The 24,488-nt window shown below is 63.0% G+C and carries 25 protein-coding genes; 11 read left to right on the top strand and 14 right to left on the bottom strand.

What is annotated here, in order from left to right; translation table 11 throughout:
* The first annotated feature begins 163 nt into the window (after positions 1-163).
* Both D1227_RS06055 and ttcA read left to right on the top strand, forming a co-directional pair.
* Positions 164-1,882: an alpha/beta hydrolase gene (locus D1227_RS06055; RefSeq protein WP_158586582.1), complete on the top strand. Its 1,719-nt coding sequence runs from the start codon at positions 164-166 to the stop codon at positions 1,880-1,882.
* A gap of 534 nt (positions 1,883-2,416) precedes the next feature.
* Positions 2,417-3,295: a tRNA 2-thiocytidine(32) synthetase TtcA gene (gene ttcA / locus D1227_RS06045; RefSeq protein WP_119404197.1), complete on the top strand. Its 879-nt coding sequence runs from the start codon at positions 2,417-2,419 to the stop codon at positions 3,293-3,295.
* Positions 3,296-3,297: 2 nt separating this feature from the next.
* Here the strand turns inward: ttcA and D1227_RS06040 are convergent, their stop codons facing one another.
* Positions 3,298-4,329 carry a S1 family peptidase gene (locus D1227_RS06040; RefSeq protein WP_119404196.1) on the bottom strand — a complete coding sequence of 344 codons (1,032 nt, stop codon included), beginning with the start codon at positions 4,327-4,329 and terminating at the stop codon, positions 3,298-3,300.
* Positions 4,330-4,340: 11 nt separating this feature from the next.
* Entirely contained in the window at positions 4,341-4,877 is a 537-nt protein-coding gene (locus D1227_RS06035; protein WP_158586581.1) for a tetratricopeptide repeat protein, read from the bottom strand.
* A gap of 144 nt (positions 4,878-5,021) precedes the next feature.
* On the opposite strand from D1227_RS06035, the gene D1227_RS06030 reads away from it, so the two are divergent.
* Entirely contained in the window at positions 5,022-6,239 is a 1,218-nt protein-coding gene (locus D1227_RS06030; protein WP_119404306.1) for a permease, read from the top strand.
* 3 nt (positions 6,240-6,242) lie between these two features.
* Here the strand turns inward: D1227_RS06030 and D1227_RS06025 are convergent, their stop codons facing one another.
* From D1227_RS06025 to D1227_RS06015, 3 genes are all read right to left on the bottom strand, one after another.
* Positions 6,243-7,199: a serine protease gene (locus tag D1227_RS06025; protein ID WP_119404195.1), complete on the bottom strand. Its 957-nt coding sequence runs from the start codon at positions 7,197-7,199 to the stop codon at positions 6,243-6,245.
* Positions 7,200-7,307: 108 nt separating this feature from the next.
* Positions 7,308-7,535: a helix-turn-helix transcriptional regulator gene (locus D1227_RS06020; RefSeq protein ID WP_119374674.1), complete on the bottom strand. Its 228-nt coding sequence runs from the start codon at positions 7,533-7,535 to the stop codon at positions 7,308-7,310.
* A gap of 3 nt (positions 7,536-7,538) precedes the next feature.
* Positions 7,539-7,961 (bottom strand): hypothetical protein, encoded by a 423-nt coding sequence (locus D1227_RS06015; RefSeq protein ID WP_119404194.1) that lies wholly within the window; start codon positions 7,959-7,961, stop codon positions 7,539-7,541.
* A 134-nt stretch (positions 7,962-8,095) separates the two neighbouring features.
* Here D1227_RS06015 and D1227_RS06010 point away from each other — a divergent pair, with 134 nt between their 5' ends.
* On the top strand, positions 8,096-9,049 hold the full coding sequence (locus D1227_RS06010; RefSeq protein ID WP_119404193.1) for an IS1595 family transposase: 954 nt from the start codon (positions 8,096-8,098) through the stop codon (positions 9,047-9,049).
* A 264-nt stretch (positions 9,050-9,313) separates the two neighbouring features.
* Here D1227_RS06010 and D1227_RS06005 read toward each other — a convergent pair whose 3' ends face one another.
* A complete protein-coding gene (locus D1227_RS06005) occupies positions 9,314-9,847 on the bottom strand; it encodes a DUF3800 domain-containing protein (RefSeq protein WP_119404192.1) in 534 nt (177 codons plus the stop codon).
* Between the two features lie 13 nt (positions 9,848-9,860).
* On the opposite strand from D1227_RS06005, the gene D1227_RS20025 reads away from it, so the two are divergent.
* Complete coding sequence (locus tag D1227_RS20025) at positions 9,861-10,028, top strand: hypothetical protein (protein ID WP_199288311.1); 168 nt, start codon at positions 9,861-9,863, stop codon at positions 10,026-10,028.
* Positions 10,029-10,047: 19 nt separating this feature from the next.
* On the opposite strand, the gene D1227_RS06000 is transcribed toward D1227_RS20025, so the two are convergent.
* Both D1227_RS06000 and D1227_RS05995 read right to left on the bottom strand, forming a co-directional pair.
* Positions 10,048-10,365 (bottom strand): hypothetical protein, encoded by a 318-nt coding sequence (locus D1227_RS06000; RefSeq protein WP_119455254.1) that lies wholly within the window; start codon positions 10,363-10,365, stop codon positions 10,048-10,050.
* 266 nt (positions 10,366-10,631) lie between these two features.
* Positions 10,632-11,570, bottom strand: coding sequence for a serine protease (locus D1227_RS05995; RefSeq protein WP_158586580.1), 939 nt, complete (start codon positions 11,568-11,570; stop codon positions 10,632-10,634).
* A gap of 178 nt (positions 11,571-11,748) precedes the next feature.
* On the opposite strand from D1227_RS05995, the gene D1227_RS05990 reads away from it, so the two are divergent.
* The 3 genes from D1227_RS05990 to D1227_RS05980 are packed head-to-tail and all read left to right on the top strand — an operon-like array spanning position 11,749 to position 15,435.
* Complete coding sequence (locus tag D1227_RS05990; RefSeq protein WP_119404189.1) at positions 11,749-13,836, top strand: amidohydrolase family protein; 2,088 nt, start codon at positions 11,749-11,751, stop codon at positions 13,834-13,836.
* Between the two features lie 2 nt (positions 13,837-13,838).
* Entirely contained in the window at positions 13,839-14,966 is a 1,128-nt protein-coding gene (locus D1227_RS05985; protein WP_119404188.1) for an FG-GAP repeat domain-containing protein, read from the top strand.
* Positions 14,967-14,973: 7 nt separating this feature from the next.
* Complete coding sequence (locus tag D1227_RS05980; RefSeq protein ID WP_233349782.1) at positions 14,974-15,435, top strand: YaiI/YqxD family protein; 462 nt, start codon at positions 14,974-14,976, stop codon at positions 15,433-15,435.
* A gap of 3 nt (positions 15,436-15,438) precedes the next feature.
* Here the strand turns inward: D1227_RS05980 and D1227_RS05975 are convergent, their stop codons facing one another.
* Positions 15,439-16,071: a class I SAM-dependent methyltransferase gene (locus tag D1227_RS05975; RefSeq protein WP_119404187.1), complete on the bottom strand. Its 633-nt coding sequence runs from the start codon at positions 16,069-16,071 to the stop codon at positions 15,439-15,441.
* A 71-nt stretch (positions 16,072-16,142) separates the two neighbouring features.
* Positions 16,143-17,294, bottom strand: a complete 1,152-nt coding sequence (locus D1227_RS05970) for an alpha-hydroxy acid oxidase (RefSeq protein WP_119404186.1) — start codon at positions 17,292-17,294, stop codon at positions 16,143-16,145.
* Positions 17,295-17,398: 104 nt separating this feature from the next.
* On the opposite strand from D1227_RS05970, the gene D1227_RS05965 reads away from it, so the two are divergent.
* Both D1227_RS05965 and D1227_RS05960 read left to right on the top strand, forming a co-directional pair.
* Complete coding sequence (locus D1227_RS05965) at positions 17,399-17,836, top strand: VOC family protein (protein WP_119404185.1); 438 nt, start codon at positions 17,399-17,401, stop codon at positions 17,834-17,836.
* 70 nt (positions 17,837-17,906) lie between these two features.
* Complete coding sequence (locus tag D1227_RS05960; protein WP_119374666.1) at positions 17,907-18,272, top strand: SH3 domain-containing protein; 366 nt, start codon at positions 17,907-17,909, stop codon at positions 18,270-18,272.
* A 163-nt stretch (positions 18,273-18,435) separates the two neighbouring features.
* On the opposite strand, the gene mutL is transcribed toward D1227_RS05960, so the two are convergent.
* Positions 18,436-20,334 (bottom strand): DNA mismatch repair endonuclease MutL, encoded by a 1,899-nt coding sequence (mutL, locus tag D1227_RS05955; RefSeq protein WP_119404184.1) that lies wholly within the window; start codon positions 20,332-20,334, stop codon positions 18,436-18,438.
* 121 nt (positions 20,335-20,455) lie between these two features.
* On the opposite strand from mutL, the gene D1227_RS05950 reads away from it, so the two are divergent.
* Entirely contained in the window at positions 20,456-21,001 is a 546-nt protein-coding gene (locus D1227_RS05950) for a GldM family protein (protein WP_119404183.1), read from the top strand.
* Between the two features lie 61 nt (positions 21,002-21,062).
* Here the strand turns inward: D1227_RS05950 and D1227_RS05945 are convergent, their stop codons facing one another.
* From D1227_RS05945 to D1227_RS05935, 3 genes are read right to left on the bottom strand one after another with little or no spacing between them, the layout of a single operon-like run.
* Complete coding sequence (locus D1227_RS05945) at positions 21,063-22,589, bottom strand: M16 family metallopeptidase (RefSeq protein WP_119404182.1); 1,527 nt, start codon at positions 22,587-22,589, stop codon at positions 21,063-21,065.
* Positions 22,586-23,953, bottom strand: coding sequence for a M16 family metallopeptidase (locus D1227_RS05940; RefSeq protein WP_119404304.1), 1,368 nt, complete (start codon positions 23,951-23,953; stop codon positions 22,586-22,588). Before D1227_RS05940 ends, D1227_RS05945 begins: the two co-directional genes overlap by 4 nt.
* 52 nt (positions 23,954-24,005) lie before the next feature.
* Positions 24,006-24,473, bottom strand: coding sequence for a DUF3035 domain-containing protein (locus D1227_RS05935; protein WP_119374662.1), 468 nt, complete (start codon positions 24,471-24,473; stop codon positions 24,006-24,008).
* Positions 24,474-24,488: the final 15 nt, after the last annotated feature.

Here is a 24,488-nt window from a genome sequence, read left to right as displayed (position 1 = left end):
GAGACGGATTCGGTATGATTTCCGTACAAAAACAGTACGAAAACAGTATGATTCCGGGCTGATTGCGGGCTGATTGCGGGCTGGCGCGCGTATGCTGGCCGAACCGCCTTGCAATCGCCCGGACGCTCGGCCAAAAAAAGCATCAGTTGCGAGGGGATGCAGAATGCGCCGTTTCCTTTTCTGGTTTCTGCTGCTTGTCCTGGTCGGCGGGACCGTCGGCAGCATCTTGTTCATGCTCCAGCCGCGGCCCTCGCTGCACCATCCGCAATTCGGCAATGACTGTCTCGACCTGCTGACCGACGAGACGGAATCGGCGGTCGATTGCGTGCGCGTCTTCTATGGCACTAATCGCGATGTCCGCTTCGATGGCGAAGGCCCGGCGCCGGATGGCGAGATCGATACGACCGACGTCATCGCCGCGGATTCACAGCAGCTGCATGTCGGGCGAGCCGATGTCTGGCTGCCCAAGCTGATCGAGGAAGGCGGCACGCGCGAGCGCGGCGAGACCCCGTTCCTGAAAGGCGAGCCGCCAGAGGAACAGGACGAGCTGGTCAAATATGTCTTCCTGACCCGGATCACCAAGGCCGGCGAGGAACGCTTCCTGATGGAGCTCGACGAGGCGCTGATCGACCAGAACTCCTATGCCGCCCTGCTCTTCGTTCACGGCTTCAACACGCCCTTCGAGGATGCGCTGATCCGCTCGGCGCAGCTCTCGGTCGACCTGTCCCAGCGCGGGCTGTTCGATGTCGGCGTGCCGCTGCTCTTCTCGTGGCCCTCGGCCGGCCAGGTCTCGCTCGGCCACTATAAGGGCGACCAGGACCGCTCGATCGCGGCGGCGCCCTACCTGGAACAGTTCCTCGACCTGATCATCGAGAACAGTGATATCGACCGCATCAACATCGTCGCGCATTCGATGGGCAACCGCATCCTGACCAAGGCGCTTGAGGACTATGCCGCCGACTATCTCGAGCGTCACGGCGAAGCCGAAATCGAGTTCCGCATCATCCTCGTGGCCGCCGATGTCGACCGCGAAATCTTCGACCAGGTCACCGGCGTGCTCGACAATCTGCAAGCCAATGTCACCATCTACACCTCCGATGCCGACCGCGCGCTGCACGTCTCCGAGATCGTCAACAAGGGCAAGCTGCGGCTTGGCGATACGGACGGCAACAAGCCCTATATCCGCCTCAACGAGTTTTACGAGACGGTCGACGCGACCGGCGTTGCAACCGAGCTGTTCGGCCTCGGCCACAACTATTATTCCGATAATCCCTTCATCCTGGGCGACATGCTGTGCGCCATGGCCGAGGCCAATCCCGAAGAGCGCGCCCTGGAGCGCCTGCGCTATGCCGACCTGGAAGATGGCGATGAGTATTACCGCGTCAACGCCGCCATCGAGCCTGGTTATGAGGAGTGCTCCCTGTTCCGGAATGCCTTCCCGCTCAACAATATCAGCCAGGCGCCGGAAGAACCGCGCTTCGAGCCCATGGCGCTGCCGCCGCCGCCTGAAATGGCACCGATGGAGCGCGAGATCGCCCCGGCCGCGATCCCGCCGCTGGACCTGACGCTCTACGTTGCCGACCGGGACAATTTCGACCCGCAGGCCCTCGCGCCGCAATTCATGCCGCAGCTGAACCGCGCGCCTGTCGCCTCGGTCCGGATCCAGGCGCATACCGACACGGTCGGCACGCCTGAAGAAAACCAGGCCCGGACCGAGCAATGGGCCGCAGCGATGCAGGCCTATATCGTCAACGCCACCGGCCTCGACCCTTCACAGGTCACTACCGAAGCCTATGGCGACACACGGCCTGCCGTGGCCACGGATGACGAAGTCGACGAGCCGCGCAACCGCCGCATCGAGCTGACGATCCAGTACCAGTAGGTTATGGCGCCGAAGAAGGAATCGTTGCCTGAAACGCCTAAGGCACGAGCCCTTAGGCTCACATTAAGCGGGCTGCTGGGAGCGACCTACCTAGCCGCATTTGCGTGTGTCTTCGGCATAGCCGATATCAGCACTCTTAGCGGGCGCAGCGAAGATCTGCCAATCTGGACGTTTGGTTTGGCAACCGCATATTGGGCCGGGAAGACCGCAATCGTGCTCGGCTGGGTAACACTCTTGCCAGCTTGGGCACTTGCACTCCGAGAGAAATCGCATCTGCGGCGAACCGCTATTCTGTTTGCCGGAATAGTCGCTTGCTTGATTCCAGTGTGGTCAGGCGCACTCGGATTATCATTCCAGCGACCGATGGAGCATGTCATTGCTGCTATGGGTCTTGCCGGTCTGCTCTCATGGATGATCGCGTTCCTGCCGTGGACGTCGAACCGTCAATGAACCGACAACCGCAAAGCACCACATGCCTTTCTCAACGTGAACCCCGCACTTCCCGCCGCTTGCCTGCCATGCCATACGGCCATCATGGCTGACGACATGATGACGGGCATGGTCCCGCCGCTCTTTGCCGATGTGCCGAAGAGCGTGACCTTCAAGAAACTGCGCAAGCGGATCGTGCGCAATGCGCTGCAGGCGATCGACCAGTTCGGCATGGTCGACCGCTCGCGCACCGGCCCGCCGCCGAAATGGCTGGTCTGCCTGTCGGGCGGCAAGGACAGCTATGGCCTGCTCGCCGCGCTCATTGACCTGAAATGGCAGGGCGCGCTGCCGGTCGATCTCATCGCCTGCAATCTCGACCAGGGCCAGCCGGGCTTTCCGAAACACGTCCTGCCGGAATGGCTGGACAGGGTGGGCGTCAAATACCGCATCGAGACCGAGGACACCTATTCCATCGTGACGGAGAAAGTGCCGGAGGGGCGGACCTTCTGTTCCATGTGTTCGCGCCTGCGCCGGGGCATTCTCTACCGCATCGCCCGCGAGGAAGGTTGCGAGGCCATCGTGCTCGGCCATCACCGCGACGACGCGCTCGAGACCTTCATGATGAACCTCGTGCATGGCGGACGGCTGGCGGCGATGCCGCCAAAGCTGCTCAATGATGCCGGCGACATGTTCGTGCTGCGCCCGCTGATCACCTGCGCCGAAGACGATCTCGCAAAGTTCGCGGACGCCATGGAGTTCCCGATCATTCCGTGCAATCTCTGCGGCAGCCAGGATGGCCTGCAGCGCCAGGCGATGAAGCAGATGCTCGACGAATGGGAAGCGAAGAAACCCGGCGTGCGGCAGGTCATGGCGCATGCGCTGGCCACGGTGCGGCCGAGCCATCTGCACGATCCGCGCGTGTTCGACTTTCTCGGCCTTGCCCTTGGCGGACAGGGCGAGAACGATCCGAACGTTCCGTTCTAAGCCTATTCCGGCGCAGCCTCTGACGGGTCTTCCTCAGCCTCGCTGATCACGCTGGCGACCCAGTCACCATAGGCACGGGTGCGGACGTAGACGCCGGGGCTCTCATTGCGCGCGCAGCCGAGCCCCCAGCTGATGATTCCGACCTGGACCGGGCCATCGTCGCCGCGATAGACCATCGGCCCGCCACTGTCGCCCTGACAGGCATCGACCTCGCCAATGCCCGCGCAGATCTGTGTCTCGTGATTGATCTCGAGGCCGGGATCCATGTCGATCTCCCATTCCTCGATCCGGGACTGGATGAAGTCAGTGCATTGCAGGGTATCGACGACTGGCACCAGGCCATCCTGCAAGATCATGCTCGGCGCGCTGACGAGGTGGCCGGTGCGCGAGATTTCCGCTTCGTCCTCAGCGGTCTCGCCCAGCTTGCCGAAGCCCGCCGCCCAGATGCGGTAGGCGCGGGCATCGCCCGGCCGCGCCGGCCAGAGATTGTCCGGGGACACATCGGCATTCAGCCCGTCCACCGGCATCACAGGCCCGAACCAGGGCCGGTCGAGCTTCAACAGGGCGATGTCATTCCCGTTCTCGGTGCGCCCGGATTCATAGCCTGGATGCACGATCACATCCTCGATGCCGTAGACCGCATCCGGCGGGACATCACCCAGGAACGGCTGGTTTACGGCCAGCTGCAACGGCCCGAAGCGGACCATGCTGCGCCCGGCTTCGTCGGGGAAGTATTGCACGGCCCGCGCCCCGTCCCCCTCCTCGATATAGACCCCTTCAGCGCAATGCGCCGCCGTCAGCGCCCATCGCGGCGAAATCATGGTCGCGCCGCAGGAATGGTAGACATTGCGGCCCTGATAGGCCTGCAGCGAGGACATGCCGGGCCAGTCCTCGATCCAGGCATCATTGCCCATCACCATCATCTGCGGCTGATTTTCTTCGAAGTCGTCCGGGTAGTGTGCTTCAGGCGCCTGTGCCCAGCCGCTTGCCGCTCCGAGCGCCAGCACGCAGGACGCTATGCTCAACAGTTTCATACTCAGTCCCCTCAGGCCGCGCCGTTGAGGCGTCGATTACATTCCCGGATACCGGAGCGCACATGGGCGGTTTCGTATAGCTCCAGCGCCTCGCGCCAGTATTCAACCGCTTCGGCATGTTCGTCGAGGACGTCGTAAAGGCGCGCCAGCGGGCGGATGGCATTGGCGAGGGTCGCCGGCGGCAGGTTCTCGATGTCGCGATAGAGGTCCAGCGCCTCTTCATAATGCGTCTTGGCGAGACCGAACCGGCCAAGCTCGGCGGTCACATCACCGAGATGCCGGATAACATGAGCGACGACGAGCGGATCGATCTCCTCGCGCCGGCAGAGATTGGCCGCTTCGACATAGAGCCGCTCAGCGTCTTCAAAGTCGCCTTCGTCGCGATGGCATTGTCCCTTGGCCATGAGGGCGCGCACCAGGAGTTCGGGATCGTGCGCACCGCGGGCAAGTTCGAGGGCGTCGGTGGCAAGCGCGTGGGCCTCGTCGGGGCTGTCGTCCCGGCGCGCTGCATAGACCCGGTCCACAAGCGCTCTGACATCCTGTTGCATGGCCTCCCGTGCATAGCAGATTTCCACCGGGCTGGCGACTGAAACCGGGTTAAGGACTGGTCGATTCCAGCTGCCAGCCCTGACAGGCTCGGAACGCATCGGCCCCCTTGGGCATTGCGTCTTCAGGCAACCAGGAGCGCGCACATTACCGTGAACGATTTTCTCAACACCTGGCACGAAGCCGCGATGACCACGGCCGGCCTGTTCTGGATGGCCCTCTGGGCGTTTGGTTTCGGCTATCTCATCTCGTCCATGATCCAGGTCTTTGTCACCCGCGAGCGGATGAAGCGGACGATGGGACAGGGCGGCCCCAAATCGGTCGGCCTCGGCACCTTTTTCGGTTTCATCTCAAGCTCCTGCTCCTTCGCCGCGCTCGCGACGACACGCTCGCTCTTTGCCAAGGGGGCGGGTTTTATGGCCTCGCTCGCCTTCCTGCTGGCCTCGACCAACCTCGTTATCGAGCTCGGCATCATCATCGCCGTCTTCCTCGGCTGGCAGTTTGTCGTGGGTGAATATGCCGGCGGCGTCCTGCTCATCCTGATCACCTGGGCGCTGGTGCGCCTGACCGGCGGCTTCGGCCTGATCGACAAGGCCCGCGCGCGCGCCCGCGAAGCCGAAGGGGCCGACGAGGACGGCGACGTGCCTGACTGGAAGGACCGCATGACCAGCCGCGAGGGCTGGCGCAAGGTCGCCCAGCGCTATGTCATGGAATGGGGCATGGTTTGGAAGGATGTGACGGTCGGTTTCACCGTCGCGGGCATCATCGCCGCCTTCGTGCCGCGTGCCTTTTTCGAGACGCTGTTCATTGGTGCAGGCGAGCAGGACCCGGCCTTCTGGCAGGTGCTGTTGCAGGCGATTGTCGGTCCCGTCGCGGCCTTCTTCACCTTCATCGGCTCGATGGGGAACATCCCGCTGGCGGCCGTGCTCTATTCGAACGGCGTCGCCTTTGCGGGCATCATGGCCTTCATCTTTTCCGACCTTGTCGTGCTGCCCGTGCTGCGCATCCAGGCGAAGTATTCTGGCTGGCCGATGGCCCTCTTCATTGCCGGGGTCTTCCTCGTCGCGCTCGTCGCGACGGCCCTGATCATGCACTACGCCTTTGCCGGGTTCGGCCTGTTGCCGGATGCCTCCGCCGTCCAGAGCGTGACCGACAGGGAGTTCTTCGCCGTTGATTACACGCTGTTCCTGAACCTTGCCTTCCTTGCGCTCTCAGCTGTCTTCCTGGTCTGGAAAGCGAAGACGGCAGGCTTTGGTGATCCGGTCGGCAAGGGCGCGACCGAGAAAGTGCTCTTCGGCCTTGCTTCCGCCGCCTATGCCTGGCTTGCAGGCGGGCTCATCATGGCACCGCTGCTGACCGGCTAGGCGTCAGCCGGTCACGGATTCGATCCAGTCGGCATAGGCTGAAATGCGCGTATAAACGCCCGGCATGTTTGGACGCGCGCAGCCAATGCCCCAGCTGACGATACCGACCTGCATGGGCGCAAGACTGGTCGAGAAAAGTCCGACCAGCGGCCCGCCACTATCCCCCTGACAGCTGTCGACAACGCCCCTCCCGGCGCAAATCTGCGTTTCCGCGTCTATGCTGAGATCTTCGGGCAGCCAGTCGATCTCCCATTGCCGGACCGCCCGGCGCAGCTGGCGCTGGCAATCGTCGGCATCCACCAGTGGCAAGTATCCCGATTGAAGCGTCATGCTCGGTGAAAACATGGTTTCGCCACTCCCCAGCAGCGCGCTGGCAAGGGCCCCTCTTTCCATCAATTGGCCGTACCCGGCCGTCATCACCAGACTCGCCTGTTCGGCATCCCAGCCGGCATTTTCAGCGTGCGCCAATCTCGTCGTCTCGCCGGCATAACGACCGTCTATTTTGACGAGCGCGATATCAGCGCCTCTTTCAGCAAAGCCCGGCTGATAGTCAGGATGCATCTCGATCCGCTCGATATGGACAGAGAGAGGCGTGTATAAATTCGACAGATCGGGACTGCCCGCAGCAAGGCGCAGCGCCCCGAATTGCTCGAGGTCGCCCGCGGCAGTCTCCTGGAAGTAAACGGCCTTGCCATCGATGATCTGAGAGGAATCCACGCAGTGTGCGGCGGTAATCGCCCAGCGGTCTGATATCAGCGTTGCACCGCAGACATGATGGTTCTCGCTGCCGCGGCTCACGAAAAGGGTCGCCATGCCCTTGAAGTACAATGAATTCGCATCCCGCCCGCCAACGATGCCGCGGGTCTCTTCATTGCCGATGACGGTCTCGGTGGTGCAGGCCGACAATGCAGAAACGCTCAACAGCGCCGCCATTGAAAAAGCTTTGTGCAATCGTTTCATTTGTCCCCATCCCGCCCCGTCCTTCCAAGCCTTCGCAAGGTTGCTCAGGATCGAGCCGGGTTGCAAGAAGGGATTTGGCGGACGGATCACGGCATCGCTGATGACGGGCTAGGTATCGGCGTCCTCCTCCCAGCCGAAGACATCCTCCACGCCGACGCCGAACAGGCGGGCGATGCGGAAGGCGCTCTCGAGCGAGGGCGAATAGCGCCCCTGCTCGATGGCGATGACGGTCTGGCGGGTCACCCCGATGGCCTTGCCGAGCGCGGCCTGGGACATGTTGCCATGCGCCTCGCGCAGCTCCTTCACGCGATTGGTAATGGGCGGGCGTTTGGCCATGGCTCAGACGCCCCGCCGGTACATCACGATGCGGGCGGCATACTCACCGAGCTGGGCCAGCATCAGCGCACCGAACGCCATGTGGAACAGGAGATTGCCGTCATAATAGAACAGGTAATGCCCGAGCGACGTGATGACGCCGATGCCCAGCAGGATACCGCTGAACGCGCCGGCGCGGCTGGAGATGATCCGGTCGCGCTCATCCATCGTGTCGTCCGCCTCTGACGGTTTCGAGACCGCGACGAGGATATGACCGAAGATGGACAGCAGGACGATCGCAACGACATAGACGATCACCACCGGCAGGACGGGCGGCGCGACGGCGCCAAGCTCGGCCGACATGGACGCAACCGTCCGGAAATAGAAGCCGGCCCCGGCCAGCAGCACGGTCGCCATCACCCAGGCGGATTTTTCATGGAAGGACATTGTTCTTGTTTCCTTGTGTCAAAGATATCTGACACACCAGATAGTCAAAGATTTTTGACTGTCAAGAATTTTGGACATTATGTATTTGACAAACCCAGCCTTTGAGGCTATGTTGAGGGCATAGGAGATTTCCCATGTCCATTCTGTCCAAGGCATATTTCCACGATGAAGCCGCAGCTTTCGAGCATGTCGAGAGCGCGCTTTGGCCTGATGGTCCGACCTGCCCGCACTGCGGCGTGATCGATAACGCCTACAAGCTCAAGGGCGTGCGCTCCAAGCCGTCCAAGAAGAACCCGGAAGGCAAGGAGCGGCACGGTCTATACAAGTGCGCCGACTGCCGCAAGCAGTTCACGGTTCGCATTGGCACGATCTTCGAGGAAAGCCACCTGCCGCTGACGAAGTGGCTTCAAGCCATCTACCTGATGTGCGCCAGCAAGAAGGGCATCAGTGCCCACCAGCTGCACCGCATTCTCGAAGTCCAGTACAAGACGGCGTGGTTCCTCACGCACCGTATCCGCGAAGCCATGAGCCAGGGCGCGCTCAACCCGTTCGGCGGTGGTGGCGGTGACGTTGAAGCAGACGAGACCTTTATCGGTACAGAGCCGGGCGTACCGAAGGGCCGCAACTTCCGTCACAAGATGAAGGTGCTGACGCTGGTAGACCGCGACTCCAAGCAAGCCCGCAGCTTTGTGCTGGACGATATGAAGCCGTCCTCCATCGCGGCGCTCGTGCAGGGTAACGTGTCCAAGGAAGCCCGCCTCCTGACGGACCAGGCTCGTCACTACATCTTCGCCCGCAGCGCCTTCGAGCGTGGTCATGGCGCTGTCCATCACGGCAAGGGCGAGTATGTCAGCTTCACCGATCCTGTGATCCACACGCAGACGGTTGAGAACTATTACAGCGTCTTCAAGCGGGGCATGAAAGGCACGTACCAGCACTGCGCCAAGCATCACCTGCACCGCTATCTCGCTGAGTTCGATTTCCGCTACAATCACCGTTCCGCGAACGGCATTGAAGATGGAGAACGAGCAGCCATTGCCCTGCGCGGCGTGACAGGCAAGAGGCTCACTTATCGGCGGACTCACTAAAATCGGGAGTCAGAACAAGGCACTAGCGCAGAGTCCTGATTCTAATGAAGATTCTTGATTTTAGCGAATCGTTGCAGTATGCTTTCAGAGGGTCGCCGGTGTCCGTGTTGAGGATCGCAACCTTGGCGCCTTATGGGACGCTCAGCGCTTTTTCCGAAAGCTGGGCTAGCAGCCTGTAGGGAACAACGGCCCGGGACCCGCCCTGCTTATTTCCTGTAACCGTAGTGGCGAAAGATTCGGAATTGATCTTCATCCAGATTGGCCTCAGCCACAGAGGGCATGAGCTTCACGCCATATCCCGCCGCGTTCACTGAACTCGATTTTGAGCTTTCCGGGTCGTCCCAGTCGCGCCATCGAGTGGCGATAAACCCAATCCGTGACCTTCTCCAAGAGGATGCGCGAAATCCAATAGTAGAACCATTGATAGCGCGGAAGATTGCCGATCAACGTAATCGCCACGGCCTCAGCAAAAGGATTCTTCCAACTTTTCATATTCTTCTTGTTGGAGCAGACGGCAAAAGCGCGAAGCGGCAGTTCTGCAAATCTGGCGCAAGTTGCGATCTGGGCGTTGTCATTGAGCTTGCGAAAATGGACCTGCTTAGTTTGCCTGCTTCCGCTCAGCTTCACAAAATCCCTACCCCACTGAACGACCTCGCGCTCACGCCTCGCATCGACTACCGTTGCGGCCAGAATTAGCCACTCGCTAGAGCCTTTCTCGTCGAGCGGTTTCACGCGCTTCAAGCCCGGATCGCCGGCCTCATCGATGTATGCTATGTAATCGTAATCCACATCAGCCATTGAGCAGAGTGTTATGAATCAATCACAATTAGACAAGTTCAAAGAAGCCGCCCGTGAAGCCGAGTGCGACATGGACGAAGCGAAGTTCGACCAGGCTTTGAAGAAGATCGCGAAGTCACCGCCAGATGGCGGTACACGCGAGATCAACGCGCCCGATGCTAAGAAGAAACCCGGCAAGTAGCCGGGTTTTTTAATGGAGGTCAGTCTTTTGTTCGCCAGTCTTTTAAATAGGCATCTGGATCAAATGGCTCTCCAAGCGCAAGGTATCGAGCGCGAAGAACGATCCGGATCAGGCTGTCCCGAAACTCCTGTGTCGCGAGATCGCTCAGTGCAGGATCAACGTCTGGAAACGTCGTCTTTTCAGCTAGAAGTTCGTATAAGTTTAGAAGGTCTCGGCTGTATGCATCCGCGCCTTTAGGAGAGCTTGCAAAAGCGCGCTCCAGTAAGTGCACAACCACAGTATGTAGCGCCATGGATTGTACATGGCTCAACATTCGATCTTTTTGATTATCGTCCATGATTCCCTCCTAAACCTAGGATGCATCATGACTCGGGTTTGTCAAATACACAATGTCCAGAATTTTTAACAACGCTTTTTCGCACGCCGTCATGTTGCCCCTCTCCCTGGGGAGAGGGGTTGGAGTGAGGGAGCGTGAGCGTTTGAATTGCGCAGCACCAGCGATTTCGCGCACTGGAAAAAATCTCTGACGGAGGATGGCGCGGTAAGCTGGTGTCCCCTCATCCCCGCCCCTTCTCCCCCAGGGAGAAGGGAGAAGTGGCTGCCCTACCCCTCAGCCTCCAACGGGCCGACCGTGTCCCTGATCCAGCCGGCATAGGCGCTGACGCGGGTATAGACGCCCGGGCTGCCGGCGCGCCCGCAGCCAAGCCCCCAGCTGACCACGCCGACCTGCATCGGCTCGCCCATGCCGCCGCCATAGGACACCAGCGGTCCGCCACTGTCGCCATAGCAGGAATCCTGTTCACCCGTACCCGCGCACAGCGTCCGGTCTCCGACCTGGAAGTCGCCATACTCGGCCTCGAAGCCATAATCCTCGATCAGGCCTTCCAGCATGGCCCGGCAGGCAGACGCCTCGACGATGGGAAGCTCGGCCTCCTGCAGGCGCAGGCTGGGCGCATAGACCGCGCGTCCCCGCGCATTCAGCGCGCCGCGCGCGGCATCGGTTTCGGTGGTGTTCCCATAGCCGGCCACGTAGACATACTGGGTCTCGTCCAGGAGCGGCACATCGCCCGCCAGCCCGGCCTGCGGCATGACCGGGCCGTCATAGCCGCCCTGGATGCGAACCAGCGCGATGTCGGCGCCACGGTCGAACTGGCCGAGACGATAGTCGGGATGAATCTGGATTTCGGTCACCGCATAGGTGCGGGTTTCCGCGTCGTCCGACAGGTGGGTGCGATTGGCCGCAACCCGCAGCGGGCCGAGCCGGCGCATGATGCCATCCTCGCCGCGCTGGAACTGCGCCGCCCGGCCGTCACGCTCTATCCGCGCCTCGTCGACACAGTGAGCCGCCGTCACCAGCCACTCCTTCGTGATCATTGTCCCGCCGCAGACATGCCAGGTATTGCGCCCCTGGCTGATCTGCAGCGACACGATGCCCGGCCAGTCCTCGGCATCGGCATCCTCGCCCGCGACCACGCATCCGCCGAGCGCGAGCGCCAATGCGGCCCCGGCCGCCATGGCAGATTGAAGCCTGGTGTATCTCATCTCCGTTTCCCTCCAACGAAGCCGTTCAATACCATGCCCAATAATTCTGGTGCTGGGAATCACCACTGAGAGGGAAATCGTCGCAGCTCTGCAGCTGAGCATTTGCCGTCACCGTGCCGATCATTGCAGGATAGCGCTATCTCACCGCCAACGGGCGTCGCGATGGGGAGGCAAGATAATGAGACAGTTCCTGACAGCAGGGCTTGGTGCAGTCATGCTGGCGGCGTGTGCCGCCAATCCACCGGCAGGCGAGCAGCTTGCCGAAACACAGCCGGACACCGAGCCGGCAGGCATCACAAAGAGCGAAACCCGCTACACGATCATGGTCAGCGGAACCGAGATCGGCGCGATGGACGTGCTGCGCTACGGCCCGGCCATCACCGTCGACTATGAGTACCGCAACAATGGCCGCGGGCCGACCCTGGAAGAAGCCATCGTCCTCGACGAGGACAATCTGCCAATCGCCTGGTCCATCTCGGGCAATACGACGTTCGGCAATGACGTGGACGAGGCGTTCGCCATCTCCGGCGACACAGCGACCTGGATGGACTCCACCGGCGAAGGCTCGGCAGATGTCAGCGAACCGGCCATGTACATCACCCAGTCCGGCACGCCCTATGACCTTGGCATCTATGCCCGCGCGCTGCTGGCCGACGAGGACCGGTCGCTGCCGGCCTTTCCGGCAGGCTCGCTGACGCTTCAGGACCTGGAGAGCTTCAAGATCCCCGGCCCGGAAAACCCGGAACTGGTGTCGACCTATGCCCTGATCGGGCCGGAACTCGACCCGACCTATTTCGTGCTCGACGCCGATGACGAATTCTTCGCGCTGATCTCGCCGGAATTCCTCGTCATCCGCGAAGGCTATGAAGATCTCGACGAGACGATGCGCGATCTTGCCGTGCGCTACTCGACCGAGCGCTTCGAACAGCTTCAGGCCGACACCGCGCATGAATTCGACGCGCCGGTCCGCATCACCAATGTCCGCATCTTCGATCCCGAGACCATGGCGCTGAGCGGCCTCTCATCGGTCCTTGTCGAAGGTGACACGATCACCGCCATCGAGCCGGGCGAGGCGGCCCGCGCAGAGGACGAATACGTCATTGACGGCGAAGGCGGCACGCTGGTGCCGGGCCTTGCCGACATGCACGGCCATATGGGCCAGGACGACGCCATGCTGAACATCGCGGCGGGGGTCACCTTCGTGCGCGACATGGGCAATGACAATGAGGTCCTCTCGGAGCTGATCTCGAAGATCGAAGCCGGCACGCTGGCCGGCCCGCGCATCGTCAAGTCCGGCTTCATCGAGGGCAAGAGCCCCTTCAATTCCAATAACGGGATCATCGTCACCAGCCAGGAAGAGGCCAATGAGGCCGTGCGCACCTATTGCGAGATGGGCGACTTCTTCCAGATCAAGATCTACAATTCGATGAAGGGCGAATGGGTGCCGGAAATGGTCGACCTGGCGCATGAATGCGGCCTGCGCGTTTCCGGACACGTGCCCGCCTTTTCGCGCGCCGACGCGATGATCGAGGCCGGCTATGACGAGATGACCCATATCAACCAGGTGATGCTGGGCTGGGTGCTCGACGCCGACGAGGATACGCGCACACTCCTGCGCCTGACCGCCCTGATGCGGCTGCCCCGGCTCGACCTGACGGCGGCGCCGGTGCAGCACACGCTGGACCTGATGGTCGAGAACGATGTCGCCATCGACCCGACCTATGCCATCCACGAAGCCCTGCTGCTCGGCCGCAATGGCGAATTCCGCCCCGGCGTGGAGGATTATATCGACCATATGCCCGTCGGCGTGCAGCGCTCGGCCAAGCAGGCCTGGTCGAAGGTCGAGACGCCCGAGGATGATGCGGCCTATCGCGGCGCCTTCAACCAGATCACGGACGTCCTCGCCATGATGCGCGAGCGTGGCATCCTGATCCTGTTCGGCACCGATATGGGCGGGTCCTTCAACCTTCACCGGGAGCTGGAACTCTACCAGAATATCGGCTTCACCCCCGGCGAGATCCTCAAACGGGCAACGCTCGACTCGGCGGAATACCTCGGCATGGGCGAGGAAATCGGCTCCATCGAGGAAGGCAACCTCGCCGACTTCTTCCTTGTGCCGGGCAATCCGGTCGAGGACCTGAAGGCGATCAAGACGATCCGCATGGTGATGAGCGACGGCGTCGCCTATTTCCCGAGCGAGATCTACCCCGCCTTCGGGATCGAGCCGTTCACCGACGCACCCGCCATCCTGCCGCCGGGAGAGTGAGCATGCCCATCCGCTCAAGCGTCGCCGCGCTTGCCCTGCTGGCGGTGACGCAGCACGCAGTCCCGCAGACGCTCGATTTCGAGGCCTCGCAATTCCAGCTCTTCGACCTGGAAGAACGCCTCAGCGCGGGTGTCGACCTCGCCGATGCCGATGGCGATGGCGATCTCGACGTCTTCCTCGCCAATGGCCGCCACTGGGCCCAGCCGGACTTCCTCTACCTCAATGTCGAGGATGGCTGGCTGCCGGTCTCGCGCCAGATCGGCAAGGATAACGGACCGAGCTACATCATTCGCGCGGGCGACCTCGATGGCGACGGCGATGCTGACGCGGTGGTGGTTCGCGATTCCGTACCCGCGCAGGTCTTCCTGAATGATGGCACGGCGCACTTCACCCTGGCTGGCAATATCGAGGGCAGTGACGGGCCGGCCCGCAACGCGTTGCTCACGGACCTGACCGGCGATGGCGTTCCCGATCTTGTTACCGTCCAGCGGCGCGGCGGGGTTCGCCTGTTTGCCGGGCTCGGCGATGGCAGCTTCGTCGCGCCCATCAGCCTGCCCGGAGACCTTAACGGATCGACCGGCATCGACATGGCGGATTTCAACCGCGATGGCCGGCCAGACCTTGCCATCGCCTGCCGCGATGGCGGGCCGAGCTATGTCCTGTTCAATATGGGGCCAGATGGCTGGGCCGCAGAACCCCTGCCGGAAAGCGCGGGCGACCACCGCCAGGCCGTCGCCGGAGACTTCAACCGCGACGGCAATGCCGACATCGTCCTGGGCTCCACCGGCGGTACGATGAAGATGAAGCTTGGCGATGGCGGTGGTAATTTCACGCCGGGCCGCACACTCGGGGAAGAAGGCCGGGCGATCCAGTCGCTCGCCGCGGACGATTTCGACGGCGATGGCGACCTCGACATTGTCGAGGGCACGCGCGAGCAGACCAACCGTGTCTATGTCAATGATGGCCATGCCCGCTTTGCGCCCATCGAACTCGATGACCTGGAAGCCGACACCTATGGCATAGCGACCGGCGACATGGACGGCGACGGCCTGCCGGACCTCGTCTTCGCCAATTCCGGTGCCCCAAACCTCGTCATGCTGTCGCGGGTCTCGCCCGCCACGGAAGGCTGAGCGTCCCGTGCCGGGCGAGTTGCACATCTATGTCGATGCCGATGCCTGCCCGGTAAAGGATGAGGTCTACAAGGTGGCGCTGCGCCATGAGGTGCCGGTCCATGTCGTGGCCAACAGCTTCATGCGCGTGCCCGCGCACCGCCTCCTCACCCGCATTACCGTCCCCGAAGGCCCGGATGTCGCCGATGACTGGATCGCGGAGCGGGCGGATGCGCAGTCCATCGTGATCACCTCGGACATCCTGCTCGCTCAGCGCTGTATCGAGAAAGGCGCGCGCGTCCTCTCGCCCAAGGGCAAGGCCTTTACCGAGAACTCGATCGGGCAGCAGGTCGCCACGCGCGCCATCATGGAAGACCTTCGCGGCATGGGCGAACAGACCAGCGGTCCGGCCGCCTTCAAGCCGGCCGACCGGTCGAATTTCCTCTCGGCGCTGGAGGTGGAGCTGCAGAAGCTGAAGCGCGGGCGCTAGGCTTCAGGCTTTCTTCGCCACGATGAATTCAGCCGAAAGCTTCTTCTCCGGCCTGAACCGTTCGACCACCTCGAAGCCCGCCGCCCCGATCATCCCGTCCAGGTCATCGCGCTTCAGGAATTTCACATGCGGCGCCCGGCCGGCAAGCTGCATGACCGGAATGATGAAAGGCGCGATCGGCATCGCATCCTTCAGGCAAACCGTGCTCTGGATGAAGTGCCCGTCCGGTTTCAGCAGCGCGTGGACCTTCTGCATCACGGCCAGCGGGTCGCGGCAGAGATGGATGATATTGAGGCCGAGCACCACGTCGAACTGGCGCCCTTGTGGCTCGAAATTCTCGACGTCGGTGCACTCGAAACTGACATTGGTGACGCCCGCTTCCGCCGCCCGTTCACGCCCGACGGCCAGCATTTTTTCGGCCACGTCGGTGGCCAGGATGTGCGCCGCATGAGGCGCGTGCAGGATGGCGGTCGAGCCGGTGCCGCAGCCGAACTCGAAGACCTCCGATTCAGGCGTCAGGTATTTGCGCGTGATGGCGAGCTTCTTCTCATACGTCTCCTCATCGGAAATCGGCTGCCGGGCATATTTGCTGGCAATCCGGTTCCAGAAACGCGTGTCTTTCGTGGTCGCCGTCATCGGCCCCTCCAAATGCTGTTGAAGGCAGCTCTTATTGAAATTCGATAAAAAGTAAAGCGATTTGTCCGGCCCTAGGTGTGCGGCGCCCGCACCAGGTCCGGGTCGAGTTCGGAGATCTTCGTTGCGCCGAGAAGCGCCATGGTGCGCACCAGCTCATCCTCCATGATCTGCAGCGCCCGGCGTACGCCCTGCTCACCGCCCGCGCCAAGACCGAAGAGCGAGGCCCGGCCCAGCGCGACACCCGTCGCCCCGCGCATCAGCAGCTTGGCGACATGACTGCCCCGGCGCACCCCGCCATCGGCGATGATCTCAGCGCGCCCGCGCACCGCCTCGGCGATCTCCGGCAGGAGATCGATGGTCGGAACGGAGGTGTCGAGCTGGCGTCCGCCATGGTTCGACACCCAGACCGCATCGGCGCCGAGTTCCACGGCCCGCTTTGCGTCCTCGGCGCGCGAGATACCCTTGATGGCAAAGCCGGGCCCCCAGAAATCACGCATCCATTCGACATCCTCCCAGGTCACCGCGCGGGAGAACTGGGCGTTCACGAAACCGATCAGCCCGCCCTGGTCGTTTTGTCCCTGCAGGTGGGTGAAATTGGCCGGCGCGATCTTCGGGCTCCGGATCAGGTCCCACAGCCAGCCCGGCCGCGCCAGCACCTGCGAGGCGACCTTGAGGTTCGGTGTTGGCGGGATGGCGAAATGGTTGCGCGGGTCGCGCTCGCGATTGCCCGCCACGGGCAGGTCGACCGTCAGGATGCAGCCGGTGAAGCCCGCCGCCTTCGCCCGCTCGAGGAAGCCCTTCACGACGTCCTTGTCGCGCCAGACATAGAGCTGCACCCATTTCGGGCCGGCGGTCGCCTTGGCGATATCCTCGACCGTCTGCGAGGCAAGCGTCGAGCAGGCATAGATCACCCCGGCCCTGTCGGCTGCCCGCGCCATGGCCAGCTCGCCCTCGGCCGGATGGAACAGCCGGGTCGTCGCCGTCGGAGAGATGAAGAAAGGCAGGCGTGTCTCCTGCCCCATGATGCGCGTCGAGGTGTCGATCTCGGTGACATCGCGCAGGGCGCGCCAGGTCAGCTCGTAATCATCGTAGCGGCTCACCGAGCGCGACAGCGTCACCTCATCATCGGCCCCGCCATCGATATAATCGAATATCATCCGCGGCAGCCTGCGCTTCGCCATACTGCGAAGGTCATCGATATTATGGGCCTGCATGAGCCTCATGACGCGCCCTCCTCCCGGCTCCGTCGTTTTCTCCTAGCCTTATCGGCTTGACTGACCGACCGTCAATTTGCGCGTCGTGGCCCAGGACCATGAGGAGGGAGACCATGGACATCAGCGGCATGGCACATGTCATCATCACGGCGGGCGATTTTGAAAAGTCTACCGCCTTCTATCGCGGCCTGCTACCGGCCATGGGGCTCAGCATCATCCAGGACGACGAGGACATCCTGTACTGCGTCGGTGCGCGCACCGCGCTCGGCATCCGCCGTCCTCCGCCGGACAAGGCCGGCGCGCGGGCCGACCAGTGGCGCTGCGGGCTGCACCATTACTGCTTCCGCGCAAAGAACCGCGAGACGGTCGATGAGGTTCATGCGCTGGTGAAGTCGCTTGGCGGGACGATTGTCCACGCCCCGGAGGATGGCCCCTGGGCGCCCGGCTATTATTCGGTCCTGTTCGAGGATCCGGACGGCATCCGCGGCGAGGTGAACCATGTACCCGGCAAGGGCGTGCTGGCCGAGGGCGCCGAATTCCGCAAGACGTGAGCCAGCCGGCGGCAGATTGCGCTGGCGCTGCAACCGTGTAGGCTTCGCTGCCCAGCCCGGAGACAGCCCCATGCGCCTTGCCATCCTTCCTGCCCTTGCCCTGTTCCTCGCCGCGTGCGGCGGCAGCGAGCCAGACCTGCCCGGCGAGGACACGGTTGCCCCCAACCCGCCGGCGGAAGACGCGCGCGTCGACTATGAGGCCGAGGGCGGCATGATCGTCGGCGGGCCGTGCAGCTATGAGACCGACATCATCGAGGTCACGGTCATCGAGTCCGATGAAGATGGCGCCATGGTCGAAGGACCCGGCGGCGAGGAGATGTACGTTCCCTCCGAATATGTCAGCCCGGTTCCAGCTACCGGCGAGACGCTGACGCTGAAGGTCGAACGGATCACCGAGGGCACCTGCACGCCGCTGATCTTCTCCCGGGTGGAATAAGGCGAAGGGCCCCACCCCGACCCTCCCCAGAGGGGAGGGGGCGCTCACATCACCGTTCCTAAGCCCGCCCATGGTTCGACTTCGCTCACCATGCGGGCTACGCGATGTTTCACCTGAATGCGACACAACTCCCTCCCCTCTGGGGAGGGTCGGGGTGGGGAGCCTAACGCCGCCCGAAGAGTTTTTCGATGTCGGCGAGTTTCAGCTCGACATAGGTCGGGCGGCCATGATTGCACTGGCCGGAATAGGGCGTGGCTTCCATCTGGCGCAGCAGGGCATTCATCTCGTCGGCATTGAGACGCCGGCCCGCGCGTACAGCGCCGCCGCGGCAGGCCATGTTGCCCATGACATCCTCGAACCGCTCCTTCAGGGCGAGGCCTTCCTCATATTCCGCAAAATCGTCGGCCAGGTCCTTGATGAGGCCGGCCGCATCCATGTTGCCGAACAGGGCCGGGGTCGCCCGCACGCAGACGGCCCCTGCCCCGAACGCCTCGATCTCGAGCCCCATTTCGGCGAGCTCGTCGGCGCGCTCCAGTACACGGGTTGCTTCATCCTCGGCCAGCTCGACCACTTCCGGGATCAGCAGTGCCTGGCGCTTCACGCCATCGGCGGCCATCTGCGCCTTCATCTGCTCATAGACGAGCCGCTCATGCGCGGCGTGCTGGTCGACAATGACGATGCCGTCCTTCGTCTGGGTGACGATATAGGTCGCGTGCAGCTGAGCGCGCGCCACGCCGAGCGGGAAATCGCCCTGCGGTGCCTCCGGCTCAGCCTCGATCCGCGCCGAGGGCGCATCGTAGCGCTCACCCTGTTCGGCAAAACCGGGCGCCGGCGGAGCAGGCTGCCAGTCGGCTGAGGGCTGCGGGCGCGGCGGCGCGGCACCATAGCTCTCCCGGAACAGGCTGGACCGGTCCCAGACCGATGGCTGGGGCAGCGGCTGATCCTTTGGGCGGGCCTCCTCGCCCTGCATCTTGCCGAGCGCGTAGCCTGCAACCGTCGTACTGGCGCGGTGTCCGGCCGCGGCCAGCGAATGGCGTAGCGCCCCGATGATGAGCCCGCGCACATTGCCGGCATCGCGAAAGCGCACCTCGGTCTTGGCCGGATGGACGTTCACATCGACAAGCTCCGGGTCGCAATCGACAAACAGCGCGGCCATCGGGTGGCGGTCACGCGCGAGGAAATCCTGGTAGGCGGCGCGGATCACACCCGTCAGCATACGATCTTTTACAGGCCGTCCGTTCACGAACAGAAACTGGTACTGCGCATTGCCGCGGTTGAGCGTCGGCAGGCCGGCAAACCCCGACAGGGTCACGCCATCGCGCTCGGCCTCGATGGCCAGCGCATTCTCACGGAACTCCCGGCCCATGATCGCCCCGAGACGTTCGAGATGACCCTCTGCTGTCGGCGCATGAGCGGCATAGCGGAAGACGGTGCGGCCATTGCTCTCAAGCGAGATGCTGACGCTCGCATTCGCCATGGCGAGGCGCTTGACGGCGTCGGTCACGGCCATGCTCTCGGCGCGCTCGGACTTCATGAATTTCAGCCGCGCGGGCGTGGCGTGGAAGAGGTCTCGCACTTCGATGCGCGTGCCGCTATCGCTGCGTCCGGTCCAGGCGGCCGGTTTCGGCCCTTCAATACGGCCCGCCTCGACGAAGACGTCAGAAGCATCCTCGCCATCCGCCTTCGAGGTCAGCGTCATGCGCGAGACGCTGGCGATGGAGGGCAGCGCCTCCCCGCGAAAGCCCATCGTGTGAATGTTGAGGAGGTCGATGCGGCCATCCTCGCCGGGCGCCAGCTTTGACGTGGCATGGCGTTCGAGCGCCATGAGCATGTCATCGGCGCTCATGCCGCAGCCATCATCCTCAACCAGGATACGCTTCAGGCCGCCATCCTCGATGGTGACCGCAATCCGGGTCGCCCCAGCGTCGAGCGCATTCTCGACCAGCTCCTTCACGGCGGCCGCCGGGCGCTCGACGACTTCGCCAGCCGCGATGCGGTTGACGGCGTCAGGCGGCAGCTGGCGGATCACAGGCCGGGAAGGAAGACGGGCAGAATCAGGCATAGGCGACCAGTCTATCAGGCTTGGCCGGGCATTGGCACTGCCTGGACCATCCGGCGCCTGCCCTTGCTGTGTATAGCTATAGGGTCCACGCTGGAGGACGCACCATTGGGAGGAGGTTGTCATGAAAACATTCCTTATCGTTGTCGTACTGCTGCTCGCGGCATTCCTTGGAGGCCACATGTTCGGAGACCGTGTCCTGTCCATGGCGGGGATGACCGCATCCGGGCCGGACTCCGGGGAGGCCGGGACCGACGGCCCTGTCGACCTGAGGCCGCCCGCAGAGGCAGATGAACCCGCCGACGCTGAGTCAGCCCCGCCGGAAGCCGATGAAGGCCCCTACACCGGCGATGTCATCGCTACCCTCTCCCGCTCACTCGGCGGATCCATGGGAAATGGCGAGTTCAAGGCGCAGGGCGGGCTGATCGCGACGCCCGCCAATGACGCCGAGGCGAGCTGTGACGTCGTGGGCTTCAACCTGGTCTACGTGCCAAGGCGCCAGGACCCGGTCGAAGTGCAGAACCCCGGCGCGCGCTATACCTCGCAAGCCAGCCAACTGGTCCAGCGGGCCAAGCCTGGCGACATCTATTACTTCGACAATGTGAGAGTGCGCTGCGAGGGCAATGATGTGAGCCGCCAGGCCAATACGCTGGTGTTCAAGATCAGGTAAGCCGGAACAAAAAAGGGCAGCCATATGGGGCTGCCCTTTTGAAGTTTCCGCCGTGAGCCGGTCAGCCGTGATCGGGGTCCGGGAAGGCTTCGGTCTCTTCGGAATTGTGCTCTTCCTGGTCACCCGCATCGTCGAGCGAGATTTCCTCGTCCTCCGGGTCCGGCAGGCTCGCCGTTTCCTCGATGCCTTCGGGCTGGCCGACCACAATGTAGGTGAAATTGTCCGGCTGCAGGTATTCCGCCGCAATCCGGTTCACATCCTCAAGCGTGACGGCCTCGACCAGCGCATTGCGGCGGTCGAGATAGTCGATGCCGAGGTCTTCCAGGCGCACGCTCATCAGATTGCCGGCGATCTTGGAGTTGCTGTCGAAGGAAAGCGGATAGGAGCCGGTGAGATAGGCCTTCGCGTCTTCAAGCTCCTGCTCGGTGACGCCGTTCTCGGCAATGTCGGTCATCTCGGTCCTCAGGCCCTCGATGAAGGCGCCGGCGCTCTCATTCTTGGTCGAGCCGCCGCCCTGCCAGAAATTGAGATGGTCGCCCGTGTCGAGCCCGGTATAGACGCCGTAGGTCAGGCCCTTTTCGACGCGCAGATCCTTCATCAGACGGCTTTCGAAACCGCCGCCGCCAAAGGTGTAGTTCAGCACATAAGCGGGGAAGAAGTCCGGATCGTCACGCGCAGGGCCCTTGCCGACGAAGATGACGAGGCTTTGCGGCTGCGGCAGGTCAACGACCAGCGGCGCCTCCAGCGGGTCGCGCAGGTCGACATCCTCGATCGGCGTTTCATCGGAAGTGGCCGGCAGGCCGGCGACGGCCTCGTCGATCAGCGGGGCGAGCTCCTGCGGAGACATCGCGCCGACCGCCGTGACGAACATGCCGTCCTTGACCATGACCTCATCCTTGCGGGCGAGCGCCAGCTCAGGGGTGAGGGCATTGATGCTCTCTTCGGAGGTCTCGCGGGCGAAGGGATGGTCCGGCATAAGCGCCTGTTCCAGCGCACGGCGGGCCAGGTATTGCTGGCTTGTCTCACGCGTCTTGAGCGAGATCAGCTGCTCACGGCGGAAGCGTTCGAACGGGCCTTCATCCATGCGCGGCTCATTCATGGCCAGCGCGACGAGGTCCATCGCCTCATCAGCATTGTCGGTGAGCATGCTGGCCGAGCAATAAACGGTCTCGCTGTCGGAGCCGCAGCCGAAGCTCATGTTCAGCTCTTCCATGCGGGTCGCGAAGGCGAGCGAATCGAGATCGCCGGCGCCTTCGTTCATCTGGTAGACGAGCGCCGACGTCAGCCCTTCCAGGCCTTCCGGATCGCTCGCCTCGCCCTGTTCCCAGGCCATGCGCAGCGACAGGATCGGGATGGACGGCTCCTCGACCAGCCATACCGACACACCGCCTGGCGTGACGAATTGCTGGATCGTGGCGAAGTCGCCTTCGTGAACCTCAACAACCATTTCGGCCGGCTCAGCAGGTGCGGCCTCGGCGGCGCCTGTGTCATCCAGGGCCGCATCGGTGGCCGGGACGGTCTCGCAGGCGGCCAGCAGCAGGGCCGCCGCAGCGGCTGCGCCGAAAAGCGGTTTCACAGTGATTCTCATTGATCACCCTCCTCTTCGGCCGGCAGCAAGTGGGCCTCGATATAGTTCCTGTCCTCGCCGAGCACGGTGCGCAGCGCGGCAATCGCGTCTTCGGCTGTCACCGCGCGAATGTCGTCCGGATAGGACAGGACATCCTCGACCGTGCCGCCAATCGCGAGCGTGCTGCCATAGGTGTTGGCCATGCTCTGCTGGCTGTCACGCTGGTAGATGGAGCTGGCCGCGAGCGAGTTGCGCGAACGCTCGACCTCTTCCTCGGTGAAGCCATTTTCCAGCACATCGGCGACGACCGCCATATAGGCGGTTTCCAGATCGTCCAGGCTGACGCCATCGGACGGCGACGCCGACAGGATGGCCGGGGCGGTGTCATGCAGCGACAGCCAGGCCCCGGCGGAGGCGCTGACAGCGATCTTCTGGTCCTCGACCAGCGCCTGGTAGAGTCGGCTGGTGCGCCCGCCGCCCAGCACGTCGAGTGCGACGTCCAGCGCGTAGGCCATCTCCTTGTCCTCCTGATAGGAGGTGGAGAGATACCAGCGCTGCCAGTTCGGCTGGCGGACCTTCGGGTCGCTATGGGTCAGAAGCTGCGTTTCGGCGAGCGGCTCGACCGGCCGCCAGCCGCGCGTTGGCGGCTCCGTTTCGGTGACCTCGATCTGGCCATAGGTGTTCTCGGCCATGATGCGCACGTCTTCCGGCGTCACATCGCCAGCGACGACCAGCACGGCTTCGGACGGGGTGTACCATTTGCGATAGAAGTTGAGGCCGTCTTCAGGGGTCAGCGCGCTGACCTCCTCCATCTTGCCGATCACGGTGATGTTGTAGGGGTGGTCCTGATAGAGCGCGCTCATCACCTGCTCCTGCAGGATCACGCCGGGATTGTTGTCGATGCGCTGGCGGCGCTCTTCCTTGACCACGTCGCGCTCGGAGATGAACGGGCCTTCCGGATCATCATTGATGATCAGGTCGGTCATCCGTTCGGCCTCAAGCTCCATCATCTTCTCGAGATGCTGCTTGGCGACCCGCTCGTAATAGGCGGTGTAGTCCCAGGAGGTGAAGGCGTTGTTCTGACCGCCAAGGCGCGAGACGATATTGTCGAACTCGCCAGGGCCGAGATCGTCGGTTTCCTTGAACATGATGTGTTCGAAAAGGTGCGCGATGCCGGACTTGCCCGGATCTTCATCGACGGCGCCGACCTTGTACCAGACCATGTGCGTGACAACCGGCGCGCGATGATCCGGCAGGACCACGACTTCCATCCCGTTGTCGAGTTCAAACGTGGCAGGCGCCCATTCGGCTTCAGCCGTGTCCGCAAAGGCGGGGCTGGCCGTGAAGGCGACCGCCGCCAGACCCCCCGCAAGATATGCTCTCATCATCATTCTCCGGTTTTCAGTCTGGTCAATGTCAGTGCGTGGTGCCTCGGCCTCAGGTCCCTGGCAGTTTCACCCGGTCCGGATTGCCGCTGCTGATCGAGACCTCGCCATCGCCTGTGGCACTGTCTGCCACGGGGCCGTCGCCGCTATAGGAAAGGATCTGGTCGGCATCCTCACGCGACTTGCGAACGGTACCGGCCTCCTCATAGTCGACCATCGCGCGGATGGTCGGGCTGACGGCATTGGCACCGGCCGCCGAAACAAGGGCGCGCTCGGCGGCGCTGGCATTCTGGCCGATGCTCGTCCCGAAGGCTGCGGCAACGGGTGCGCGGCTCGGATCGGCCTCGGCGGGAACGGACGTCCCGGCTGCTGGCGGACGCAGGCTGTATTCAGGCGGAATCGAAAGCGGGGCCTTGGTGACCACGCGGAACTCGTCAGGGCCAGTCGTGCCGCCACCGACACAACCGACCGCTGCAAGGATCGCCCCCATCGCCGACATCGTCACAAAAGCTCGTCTCATTGGCGTCCTCACTTA

This window comes from Henriciella mobilis (genome assembly GCF_003576315.1).
GTDB classification, from domain to species: domain Bacteria; phylum Pseudomonadota; class Alphaproteobacteria; order Caulobacterales; family Hyphomonadaceae; genus Henriciella; species Henriciella mobilis.
This window is presented reverse-complemented; position numbering and strand designations above follow the sequence as displayed.

Coding starts and splice junctions, on each gene's coding strand:
- D1227_RS05945 (WP_119404182.1), bottom strand. CDS start 22,589: ATGAGAATCACTGTGAAACCGCTTTTCGGCGCAGCCGCTGCGGCGGCC.
- D1227_RS06010 (WP_119404193.1), top strand. CDS start 8,096: ATGTCCATTCTGTCCAAGGCATATTTCCACGATGAAGCCGCAGCTTTC.
- ttcA (WP_119404197.1), top strand. CDS start 2,417: ATGGCTGACGACATGATGACGGGCATGGTCCCGCCGCTCTTTGCCGAT.
- D1227_RS05990 (WP_119404189.1), top strand. CDS start 11,749: ATGAGACAGTTCCTGACAGCAGGGCTTGGTGCAGTCATGCTGGCGGCG.
- D1227_RS05985 (WP_119404188.1), top strand. CDS start 13,839: ATGCCCATCCGCTCAAGCGTCGCCGCGCTTGCCCTGCTGGCGGTGACG.
- D1227_RS06040 (WP_119404196.1), bottom strand. CDS start 4,329: ATGAAACTGTTGAGCATAGCGTCCTGCGTGCTGGCGCTCGGAGCGGCA.
- D1227_RS06055 (WP_158586582.1), top strand. CDS start 164: ATGCGCCGTTTCCTTTTCTGGTTTCTGCTGCTTGTCCTGGTCGGCGGG.
- D1227_RS05935 (WP_119374662.1), bottom strand. CDS start 24,473: ATGAGACGAGCTTTTGTGACGATGTCGGCGATGGGGGCGATCCTTGCA.
- D1227_RS06020 (WP_119374674.1), bottom strand. CDS start 7,535: ATGGCCAAACGCCCGCCCATTACCAATCGCGTGAAGGAGCTGCGCGAG.
- D1227_RS20025 (WP_199288311.1), top strand. CDS start 9,861: ATGAATCAATCACAATTAGACAAGTTCAAAGAAGCCGCCCGTGAAGCC.
- D1227_RS05950 (WP_119404183.1), top strand. CDS start 20,456: ATGAAAACATTCCTTATCGTTGTCGTACTGCTGCTCGCGGCATTCCTT.
- D1227_RS06000 (WP_119455254.1), bottom strand. CDS start 10,365: ATGGACGATAATCAAAAAGATCGAATGTTGAGCCATGTACAATCCATG.
- D1227_RS05975 (WP_119404187.1), bottom strand. CDS start 16,071: ATGACGGCGACCACGAAAGACACGCGTTTCTGGAACCGGATTGCCAGC.
- D1227_RS06015 (WP_119404194.1), bottom strand. CDS start 7,961: ATGTCCTTCCATGAAAAATCCGCCTGGGTGATGGCGACCGTGCTGCTG.
- D1227_RS05940 (WP_119404304.1), bottom strand. CDS start 23,953: ATGAGAGCATATCTTGCGGGGGGTCTGGCGGCGGTCGCCTTCACGGCC.
- D1227_RS05995 (WP_158586580.1), bottom strand. CDS start 11,570: ATGAGATACACCAGGCTTCAATCTGCCATGGCGGCCGGGGCCGCATTG.
- D1227_RS06025 (WP_119404195.1), bottom strand. CDS start 7,199: ATGAAACGATTGCACAAAGCTTTTTCAATGGCGGCGCTGTTGAGCGTT.
- D1227_RS05970 (WP_119404186.1), bottom strand. CDS start 17,294: ATGAGGCTCATGCAGGCCCATAATATCGATGACCTTCGCAGTATGGCG.
- D1227_RS06005 (WP_119404192.1), bottom strand. CDS start 9,847: ATGGCTGATGTGGATTACGATTACATAGCATACATCGATGAGGCCGGC.
- mutL (WP_119404184.1), bottom strand. CDS start 20,334: ATGCCTGATTCTGCCCGTCTTCCTTCCCGGCCTGTGATCCGCCAGCTG.
- D1227_RS05965 (WP_119404185.1), top strand. CDS start 17,399: ATGGACATCAGCGGCATGGCACATGTCATCATCACGGCGGGCGATTTT.
- D1227_RS06035 (WP_158586581.1), bottom strand. CDS start 4,877: ATGCAACAGGATGTCAGAGCGCTTGTGGACCGGGTCTATGCAGCGCGC.
- D1227_RS05960 (WP_119374666.1), top strand. CDS start 17,907: ATGCGCCTTGCCATCCTTCCTGCCCTTGCCCTGTTCCTCGCCGCGTGC.